The 9,844-nt window shown below is 45.0% G+C and carries 9 protein-coding genes; 6 read left to right on the forward strand and 3 right to left on the reverse strand.

Annotation, left to right across the window (positions count from 1 at the left end):
• Positions 1 to 42: 42 nt before the first annotated feature.
• On the reverse strand, positions 43 to 1,083 hold the full coding sequence (locus tag H0W44_10360) for a rod shape-determining protein (protein ID MBA3582837.1): 1,041 nt from the start codon (positions 1,081 to 1,083) through the stop codon (positions 43 to 45).
• 208 nt (positions 1,084 to 1,291) lie between these two features.
• On the opposite strand from H0W44_10360, the gene gatC reads away from it, so the two are divergent.
• Genes gatC through gatB form a run of 3 tightly spaced genes read left to right on the forward strand, consistent with a single transcriptional unit; the run spans position 1,292 to position 4,514 of the window.
• The gene (gene gatC / locus H0W44_10365) at positions 1,292 to 1,579 is read left to right on the forward strand and encodes an Asp-tRNA(Asn)/Glu-tRNA(Gln) amidotransferase subunit GatC (protein ID MBA3582838.1); all 288 of its coding nucleotides are present in this window, start codon (positions 1,292 to 1,294) and stop codon (positions 1,577 to 1,579) included.
• 5 nt (positions 1,580 to 1,584) lie between these two features.
• Complete coding sequence (gene gatA / locus H0W44_10370; GenBank protein ID MBA3582839.1) at positions 1,585 to 3,045, forward strand: Asp-tRNA(Asn)/Glu-tRNA(Gln) amidotransferase subunit GatA; 1,461 nt, start codon at positions 1,585 to 1,587, stop codon at positions 3,043 to 3,045.
• A 35-nt stretch (positions 3,046 to 3,080) separates the two neighbouring features.
• Complete coding sequence (gene gatB / locus H0W44_10375; GenBank protein MBA3582840.1) at positions 3,081 to 4,514, forward strand: Asp-tRNA(Asn)/Glu-tRNA(Gln) amidotransferase subunit GatB; 1,434 nt, start codon at positions 3,081 to 3,083, stop codon at positions 4,512 to 4,514.
• 77 nt (positions 4,515 to 4,591) lie between these two features.
• Here the strand turns inward: gatB and H0W44_10380 are convergent, their stop codons facing one another.
• Both H0W44_10380 and H0W44_10385 read right to left on the reverse strand, forming a co-directional pair.
• Complete coding sequence (locus tag H0W44_10380; protein MBA3582841.1) at positions 4,592 to 4,972, reverse strand: Mov34/MPN/PAD-1 family protein; 381 nt, start codon at positions 4,970 to 4,972, stop codon at positions 4,592 to 4,594.
• Positions 4,973 to 5,071: 99 nt separating this feature from the next.
• A complete protein-coding gene (locus H0W44_10385; protein ID MBA3582842.1) occupies positions 5,072 to 5,815 on the reverse strand; it encodes a HesA/MoeB/ThiF family protein in 744 nt (247 codons plus the stop codon).
• 452 nt (positions 5,816 to 6,267) lie between these two features.
• On the opposite strand from H0W44_10385, the gene H0W44_10390 reads away from it, so the two are divergent.
• From H0W44_10390 to H0W44_10400, 3 genes are all read left to right on the forward strand, one after another.
• The gene (locus tag H0W44_10390; GenBank protein ID MBA3582843.1) at positions 6,268 to 7,200 is read left to right on the forward strand and encodes a hypothetical protein; all 933 of its coding nucleotides are present in this window, start codon (positions 6,268 to 6,270) and stop codon (positions 7,198 to 7,200) included.
• A 113-nt stretch (positions 7,201 to 7,313) separates the two neighbouring features.
• A complete protein-coding gene (locus H0W44_10395) occupies positions 7,314 to 8,885 on the forward strand; it encodes a cytochrome C (protein MBA3582844.1) in 1,572 nt (523 codons plus the stop codon).
• Between the two features lie 98 nt (positions 8,886 to 8,983).
• Positions 8,984 to 9,844: hypothetical protein (locus tag H0W44_10400; GenBank protein ID MBA3582845.1), on the forward strand; the 861-nt coding region annotated here is incomplete at its 3' end.

The raw sequence follows: 9,844 nt of genomic DNA on the forward strand, positions 1-9,844 counted from the left end.
ACCAAAGGTTTAAGTTGGTGAGTCATTAGGCTGTTGATGACATTAGTCGAGGGCCAAAAAATTAACGCCATGTTGATCAATTAATTCCAATACACGGCCGCCACCACGCGCAACACAGGTCAAGGGATCTTCTGCGATTACCACGGGCAAACCGGTTTCTTCCATTAACAAACGATCAAGGTCAGTTAATAAAGCGCCGCCGCCAGTTAAAACAATACCGCGTTCGGCAACATCGGCAGCTAATTCAGGTGGGGTTGCTTCTAACGCTGTTTTAACCGCAGACACAATGCCGTAAAGCGGTTCTTGCAACGCTTCTAAAACTTCATTGCTGTTAATGGTGAAACTGCGCGGTACGCCTTCAGATAAATTACGGCCTTTGATTTCCATTTCTTTGAGTTCGCGGCCGGGATAACCTGAGCCAATCGAATGTTTGATGCGTTCTGCAGTAGGTTGGCCGATTAAGATGCCGTAGTTGCGTCGAATATAACTGATGATGGCTTCATCAAATTTGTCGCCACCAATACGCACCGAGGCAGAATAAACAATGCCGTTAAGTGAAATCACGGCGACTTCAGAAGTACCGCCGCCGATATCTAATACCATCGAACCTCGTGCTTCTTCGACGGGGATGCCTGCACCGATAGCCGCAGCCATCGGTTCTTCAATTAAATAAACACTGCGTGCACCCGCGCCGGCGGCAGATTCACGAATAGCGCGACGTTCTACTTCGGTTGCGCCACAGGGGACACACACTAAAACGCGAGGGCTAGGACGGAAAAAACGGGTGTCATGTACTTTGCGAATGAAGTGTTGCAACATTTTTTCGGTGATGGTGAAGTCGGCAATGACGCCGTCTTTCATGGGGCGAATCGCTTGCATGTTTTCCGGCGTACGGCCCAACATGCGTTTAGCCTCAGTGCCGTAAGCTTCAAGACTGCGTTGGCCGCCGCGGTCGATGCGGACGGTGACGACTGACGGTTCATTCAGGACAATACCTTCGCCGCGCACGTAGATTAATGTGTTAGCGGTACCAAGGTCGATGGAAAGGTCAGTGGAGAAAAGACCCTTCAAGTTACGAAACAGATTTTTCAAAACGTTCACCCAATACTATTAAGGTAAAAAGACGCGCTAATGTAACAATGGCGTATCCGCCGTGCAAGGCGCATCTGCAGATCATCAGCAAACGTTTTGCGGATGCGTCGATGCGGCAAATAATGGGGCAAATATGCTAAGGTTGCGGCCGCATTTCTAACGGTTCCTCACTGACCTAACATTCACGAGCGAGATGGATATGGCACTGCAAGCTGATGAGGTAAAAAAAATTGCGCAACTGGCACGCTTGGCGATCGATGAAAGCAGTGTGCCCGAATACGCCCGCAATTTATCCAATATTTTGCTGCTAATGGAGCAAATGAGCGTGATCGATACGCAAGGAGTAATGCCGATGGCGCATCCTTTGGACGCCGTCCAACGTTGTCGTGCGGATGTGGTCACTGAGCATAATCAACGTGAGCATTTTCAGCAGCATGCGCCGGCGGTGGAAGCGGGTGTTTATTTAGTACCGAAGGTGATGGAATGAGTGCTATGCACACGGCCACGCTAGCTGAGTTGTCAGCGGGCTTACGGTCAGGCCACTATTCAAGCGCTGAATTAACGCAGCACTTTTTGCAGCGCATTCAACAACATAATCCCAGCTTAAATGCTTTTATTACGATTACCGATGCAGCCGCTTTAGTGACGGCTAAAGCCGCGGATGCGCAACGCAAAGCCGCAAGCAATGCTTCACCTTTATTAGGCATTCCTTTAGCGCATAAAGATATTTTTTGTACGGAAGGCGTGCGCAGTAGTTGCGCGTCGCGCATGTTAGATAATTTTATTGCGCCGTATGAGTCCACGGTAACTGCGCGTTTGCAAAGCGCGGGTATGGTGATGTTAGGTAAAACCAATATGGATGAATTCGCCATGGGTTCATCTAACGAAACGAGTTTTTACGGGCCGGTAAAAAATCCGTGGGATGTCGCGCGCGTACCCGGTGGTTCATCAGGTGGTTCAGCCGCCGTGGTTGCTGCACGTTTAGCACCTGCTGCAACCGGCACTGATACGGGTGGTTCGATTCGTCAACCTGCCGCGTTATGCGGCATTACTGGTTTAAAGCCCACGTATGGTTTGGTGTCACGTTGGGGCATGATTGCGTTTGCATCCAGTCTTGATCAAGCGGGACCGATGGCGCAAACCGCGGAAGATTGCGCTTTGTTATTAAGCGCGATGGCCGGTTTTGATGAAAAAGATTCTACGTCGGTTGATCGTGTGGTGCCCGATTATGCTGCGCAATTAAATCATTCTTTAAAAGATTTACGCATTGGCATTCCTAAAGAATTTTTTGCTACCGGTTTAGATAGCGATGTTGCTAATGTCATTGCGCAGGCGATCAAAGAATTTGAAGCGGCGGGTGCGCACATTGTTGAGATTAGTTTGCCCAATATGGCTTTGTCAGTGCCGGTGTATTATGTAGTAGCACCTGCCGAGTGTTCATCGAACTTGTCACGTTTTGATGGCGTGCGTTTTGGTTATCGTTGTAAAGATCCACACGATTTAAATGATTTATACAGTCGTTCACGCAGCGAAGGTTTTGGTGCAGAAGTGCAACGCCGTATCATGATCGGCACTTATGCGTTGTCGGCAGGTTATTACGATGCATATTATTTAAAAGCCCAACAGTTACGGCGTTTAATTAGCGAAGATTTTAAACAAGCGTTTACGCAAGTGGATGTTATTTTGGGTCCGACAGCGCCGAGCACGGCCTTTAAATTAGGCGAAAAAGCCAACGATCCTGTGGCTATGTATTTATCCGATATTTATACCATCGCTGTTAATTTAGCGGGTTTGCCCGGCATGTCCATTCCGGCGGGTTTTAGCCAAGGTTTACCGGTTGGTTTACAATTAATTGGCAATTATTTTGATGAAGCACGTTTATTAAATACGGCGCATCAATATCAACAACGTACCGATTGGCATCGTCGTATGCCGACCGCGTTTATTGATTAAGTATCAACAGTAATATTTTATTAAAGGTTGCGTTTATGCAATGGGAAGTAGTGATTGGTCTGGAAGTGCACGCGCAGTTAGCAACCAAAAGTAAAATATTTTCGGGTGCAGCAACAGCGTATGGCGCTGCGCCGAACACGCAAGCCTGCGCGGTAGATTTAGGTTTGCCTGGTGTGTTGCCGGTATTGAATCAAGAAGTGGTGCGCATGGCGACGCGGTTTGGTGTAGCGGTGAATGCAAACGTTGCGGCGCGTTCCGTATTTGCGCGGAAAAATTATTTTTATCCTGATTTGCCGAAAGGTTATCAAATTTCTCAGTATGAACAACCGATTGTGGCCGGTGGTTATTTAGATATTGAATTAGAAAATGGTGAGGCTAAGCGTATTAATATTACGCGTGCGCATTTAGAAGAAGATGCAGGCAAATCTTTGCATGAAGATTTTCAAGGATGTACAGGCATTGATTTAAATCGCGCCGGTACGCCTTTGTTGGAAATTGTTTCTGAGCCTGAATTGCGTTCGGCGAAAGAAGCGGTTGCGTATTTAAAAAAATTACACGCATTGCTGCGTTATTTAGAAATTTGTGACGGCAATATGCAAGAAGGTTCGTTTCGTTGTGATGCGAATGTGTCGGTGCGACCGCTAGGCCAAGCTGCATTTGGTACGCGGACTGAGTTAAAAAACCTGAACTCTTTTCGTTTTGTAGAACGCGCGATTAATTTTGAAGTGGAACGTCAGATTGATGTGATTGAAGGCGGTGGAAAAATAATTCAGCAAACTCGTTTGTATGATGCGGTCAAAGATGAAACGCGCTCGATGCGTGTTAAAGAAGAAGCCAATGACTATCGTTATTTTCCGGATCCCGATTTATTGCCCGTTTTGATTGAGCCGCATTTTATTGAGCAAGTGCGCAGTCAGTTGCCCGAGTTACCTGATGCAAAAAAACAACGTTTTGTAACGACGTATGCTTTGAGTATGTATGACGCGAATTTTTTAACCGCAAGTCGGGCATGGGCGAATTATTATGAAGCGGTCGTGCAAGCGGGTGGTGATGCTAAATTAGCTGCGAATTGGTTAATGGGCGAAGTGGCGGCGAATTTAAATAAACAAAATCTCGACATTGATCAATTTGCCATTACCGAAAAACAACTCGCAGGTTTATTGCGCCGTATTAGCGATAACACCATTTCCAACAAAATGGCTAAAGAAGTTTTTGAGACAATGTTAGCGGGTGAGGGTGATGCAGACACTGTTATTGCCGCTAAAGGTCTGCAGCAAATGTCGAACACGGGTGAAATTGAAGCGATTATCGATCAGATATTGGCGGACAATCCTGATCAATTAGCCCAATACCGTGCTGGTAAAGAAAAGTTATGGAGCTTTTTTGTGGGCCAAGTGATGAAAGCTACGCAAGGCAAAGCTAACCCCGGTTACTTAAATGAATTACTTAAACAAAAATTAGATACTTAAGAAAAACTATTAAACTCCTTTTATCAATTCAATTAAAAATCCAGCAAAAATAGTTTTGCTGGATTTTTTTGATTGTTTTAAACCGTCAGTTCGACTTCATCAAATTCTTGGCCAACTCGTTGCCATGCGCGCATTTCTAATACACCTTTAATATTGAGCGAAATTACTAAGTAATAAGGATTCGATAAATTGTCCAACTGAAGCTGCGTGATATCTTGTACTGAGGGAATCGCTGCTTGTTGTGGATGCGAATAATACACCGCAAATAAGGTTTCATTTTGTTGTTGCAAACTAGTTACTGTGGTTTGTATGTCATCTGATTGTGCTGTATTGAGTGGATATACAGTTCGAGGATGTGCATGTTGAGCCCCGACTAAACCACAGATGGGCTGAGTGGAAGATTGTTGTGCCAATGTTAATAGATGAGTTGCTAGAGGCCGAGTAATGCGAATAGTCATAGTGGTTTTCAATGTTGAATTAACGCAGCATTAAAGCAGTATCTAGGCGTGTATAGCAATTGTTTGTAACATTTATATCTGTGCATTGATTGATAGTGACTAAGCAATACCGCATATCTTGCATGCCTGATCTTTTTGAATAGTAATGTTGCGCCAATGAAAGCGCAGTGCATCGAAGATGGCAAGTTTGCCGTCAAGGACTTCGCCACATTGTGCGATCAACTTTAGGGTTTCTAAAGCTTGTGCTGTACCAATCATGCCCACTACCGGGCCTAATATGCCATTACGCGCACAGCTTTCGGTATCTGCGCCGGCATCGGGATATAAGCAGCAGTAACAGGGACTGTTGATCGTAGCGTTAAGTACGCATAGGTGACCTTCGGTGCGAATTGCTGCACCACATATCAATGGTTTGCTCGCGTGTACGCAGGCGTGGTTAATGGCAAAACGTGCAGCAAAATTATCAGTGCAATCGAGTACTACGTCTGCCTGTTGAACTAAAGCCAGTAACGCGGCAGTGTTTGGCGTATCTTGTATGATATTAATTTCACAATGCTGATTAAGCGCCTGTAATTGCGCGCGTGCTGCATAGACTTTGGCCTGTGGAATGTCGCTTTCACGGTACAGTATTTGACGGTGTAAATTGCTGATATCCAGATGGTCTGGATCAACCAATGTGAGGCGTTGAATGCCAGCGCCAACTAAATACAGACTAGCCGCTGAGCCTAAGCCGCCCATGCCAAAAATAAGCACATGCGCTTGTTGAATGCGTTGTTGTCCCATATATCCCCATTCGGGAACGAGTAATTGGCGACTATAACGATGGAGTTGATCTGAATTCATAACGCATTATAGCGGTTTGTTTTATCTAACAATCCGACGGATATTCAATCGCGGCAGATAAGGAGAAATTTTAATGAGCATTTTTCAGCTATTAATTAAGTAGGAATTATGTTTGCTGAATTCCTTAAGTGCGTGCTCTATGAAAACTGGTTAATATTTGCGAGATTAATGTAATCTGCGAGATAAATGAACAATTGTTTATTTTATTTCAAATAAAAAGCCAGTTTTAAGTTTTTTGCCTTAACGCAAGTTCATCATTTGGTTAAATGTTGGTTAATCAGTTTTTTTGTTTTTGAACATTTATTCATCTATCTTGCCCCCTTCCATGAGGTATTTGACCTTGTCATCTGAATGTAACATCTTTACAACGCGAAGAAAGATGTCCGCAAAAATGGAAGTCGCGAGTGGGGTTTCCCTCGCAGATACGACGTTAATCTGTGGAGTGCCGTTTTATGGCAGCAACGAGTGATAAATTAGAGTCTGGCTTGTCCGCCGCTGAAAAAGCGCGGGCACATCAGGCTGCTGCACAAGCCTCTCAAGATTCTTGGGTTATGGGCGCGGGTATTTATATTTTTGCCATTGTGGTGCTGTCAGCACTATATATAGGATGGCAAAACCGTGATGAGTATTACATCCATGCCGAATATGGTCTCGGTTATGCTTTAGGCATTATTGGGCTTACTACCATGATACTGTTATTGCTTTACCCTTTGCGGAAGCGCTGGAGCGTGATCCGTGATTGGGGTCAAGTTAAGTACTGGTTTCGCATACATATGATCATGGGGATTTTGGGCCCCACGGCGATCATTTTCCACACTAACTTTCATGTTGGCTCTACTAACAGCATGGTCGCCTTAACATCCATGCTACTGGTTGTAGGGAGCGGGTTGGTCGGTCGGTACATCTATCGAAAAATTCATCATGGTCTTTACGGCCGCAAAATCACTCTAAAAGAATTAAATGACGAGCAACAAGACGCGCGCACTGAGTTTGATTTGGTTATTAAATTAGTGCCTACCGTTCAAGGCCGTATGACAACCTTAGAAGCAATGTCCTTGGCACCTGTACATGGTTCAGTTGAAGGTTTTATGCGTATGTACCGCGTGCATGTAGAAGCGAAAAAAATCTATGTGTTAGCGCAACAACAAATTGGTGATGCCTTGGAGCACGAAGCCAGTAAACATGGCTGGAATAAAGCGATGCAAAAAGATTACGGTAGGAAAGCTTTAATTTACTGCCGCCATTATTTGTTAACGCTGGTGCGCATTACTGAATTTGGTTTGTACGAGCGTTTATTTGCGCTGTGGCATGTTGTGCATCTGCCTTTATTTATTTTATTGGCGTTTTCGGCGGTGTTTCATGTGTACGCCGTTCACGTTTACTAAGAAATAGGATTTTATAAAGCTCAATGTTGTATGCGAGAAGCTTTGATAAAACCAGCGTGCTGCAAAAGACGCGGTGCTGGCGGAATATAGTTGGATATGGGTGGCTGGCTTTGATGATGTTGGCATGGACTGGACAATCAGTAGCAATAGAAACCAACTGGCGTGCGATTTTGATCATGCCGGGGAAGGTGAGTAATGCGCATGCTAAATTTGAAACCGATTGTGATAAATGTCATTACAGTTTAAATAAGGGTAAGCAAGACGCGTTGTGCATGGATTGCCACAAAGAAGTGGCGGCGGACGTGAAGGCGAAGGGTGGCTATCATGGCCGTATTATGTCGGATGGCAAAGCCACTTGTGTGGTTTGTCATACAGAGCATGAAGGTCGTGATCACAGTATTATTGCTTGGGATGTTCAGACATTTAATCACAGCATTACTGATTTTGCTCTAAAAGGCCGCCATACGACGTTAGCGTGTGAACGCTGTCATAAAGAAAATAAATTACACCGCGAAGCATCTGCAAAGTGTTTTGATTGTCATGAAAAAGATGATCGGCATAAAGGTTCGTTAGGTAAAGAATGCGGCAAGTGTCATGTTGAAGATGGCTGGGGCAAACAAAAATTTAATCATGACGACACCGGTTACAAGCTCGAAGGCAAGCATATAGATGCGCCTTGCGCCACTTGCCATCCTGGCGAGCGCTATAAAAAAACACCGGATAAGTGCGTGAATTGTCATCAGTTAAATGATGTGCATCGTGGTCAAATGGAAAACAATTGTGGCCGTTGTCATCATCCGCAAGCTTGGAACAAAGTTAGTTTTGATCATACGCGTGACACGGATTACCCGCTTACGCACAAGCATTTACAAATTAAATGTGATGCTTGTCATGGCGTTAAAACATTCAAAGAACTTGATGGTTCGGTTTGTTATGACTGTCATCGTAAAGATGACGAACATGCAGGTCGCAACGGGACGCAATGTGAAAAATGCCATAGCACTAAAGGTTGGAAGCAACTGACGTTTGATCATAACGTCGATACTAAATTTCCTATTCGCGGCAAGCACAAAGAAATCAATTGTGAAGCGTGTCATCGCGGTGATTTACATGCGCCGCTTTCTAAAGAATGTATCGATTGTCATCTGGCCGATGATGTTCATAACGGCGGCCAAGGTGATAAGTGTGAAAAATGCCACAGTGAAGTGGGTTGGCGCGCGAAGGTAATGTTTGATCATGGTTTAACTCGTTTCCCTTTAGTTGGAATGCATGAAGTTGTGCCATGTGAAGATTGTCATGTTTCTACAGAGTTTCGTGGCACTCCTACCAGTTGTATTTCATGCCATAAAACAGATGATTATCACGCGGGTGGATTAGGCGAAGACTGCTTGTCGTGCCACAACCCAAATGGTTGGCGGTTGTGGTTATTTGACCATGATAAACAAACTAAATTTGAATTGACGGGCGCGCATAAAGATTTGGTGTGCGAAGGTTGTCATACCAAGCGCGTGAAAAAAGCCGCCGATATCCGAATTCGTTCTGGTTGTTATGAATGCCATCAAGGGGATGACATCCATGATCGTGAATTTGGTCAAGATTGTAGTCAGTGCCATTTAAGTACGTCGTTTTATGATTTAGGTGAATTTTTTCGCTTGAATCCTAAAGTGAAACAAATTTCGAAGTGATGTACCGGGGGAGAAATGGGATGGGTGTTATTAGCATGAAGAGGTTATCTACCAGATGATATGGCAATGATAATTTAGCGACATAAAGAGATGAGTGAGTGAGTAAGCTGTCGCAACAAACGATTAAACAACCAGCCTCTAGGTTTAGCGCTGGCTTTTTTGCGTGCGTCTGTTTAATTATCATTTCATTTTTAACCATCTCACCCGTTATGGCCGCGGAAGCCGTTGCTAAGCCTGCTGTTAGTGCAGAAGCTGTTGTTAAGCCGGCTATTAGCTTTGAGCATTTCTCAACCGGGTTCCCGCTGGAAGGTGCGCATAAACGAGTGGGTTGTGCGGAATGTCATCTCAATGCTGTATTTAAAGATACGCTTAATAAATGCGTTGATTGTCATGGTGTCGGTGCTCGCGAAACTAATAAAGCGAGCCGTGCTAAAACCAAGATTTCAGAAACGCATATTCCAGCGTCTACAGAATGCGTCGCTTGTCACAACACTGATTCTTGGCACGATGTTCGAGTTAATCACGATTTCGTTAGAGGCACTTGCGTAAGCTGCCATCAAGGTACGATCGCAACGGGTAAAGATAACAATCATATTCGGTCTAGTAGTGACTGTAGAAGTTGCCACGTAACGCAAATGTGGACGCCTGCAAGCAGAGTTGACCATACGCAAGTGATGGGTGTTTGCTCTAGTTGCCACGACAACATAACAGCCCAAGGTAAAAAACCTGATCACGTGATGACGACACAAGAGTGCGGCGTTTGTCACAGCACTACGGCGTGGTTACCTGTAAGAGGTTTCGACCACACTGGTATCACCAATGGCTGCAGCACGAGCGGCTGCCACAGCGCGAGTGATACGGGTCGGAACAAGCCGACGGATCCGTTGGTGCATCCGGCCAGTGATAACGTCTGCGAAGCGTGCCATATCCCGAATGAACCGGCACCGAAATGGACGGAT

It is taken from the genome of Gammaproteobacteria bacterium, from assembly GCA_013817245.1.
In the GTDB taxonomy this organism is placed as follows: Bacteria; Pseudomonadota; Gammaproteobacteria; order HTCC5015; family HTCC5015; genus JACDDA01.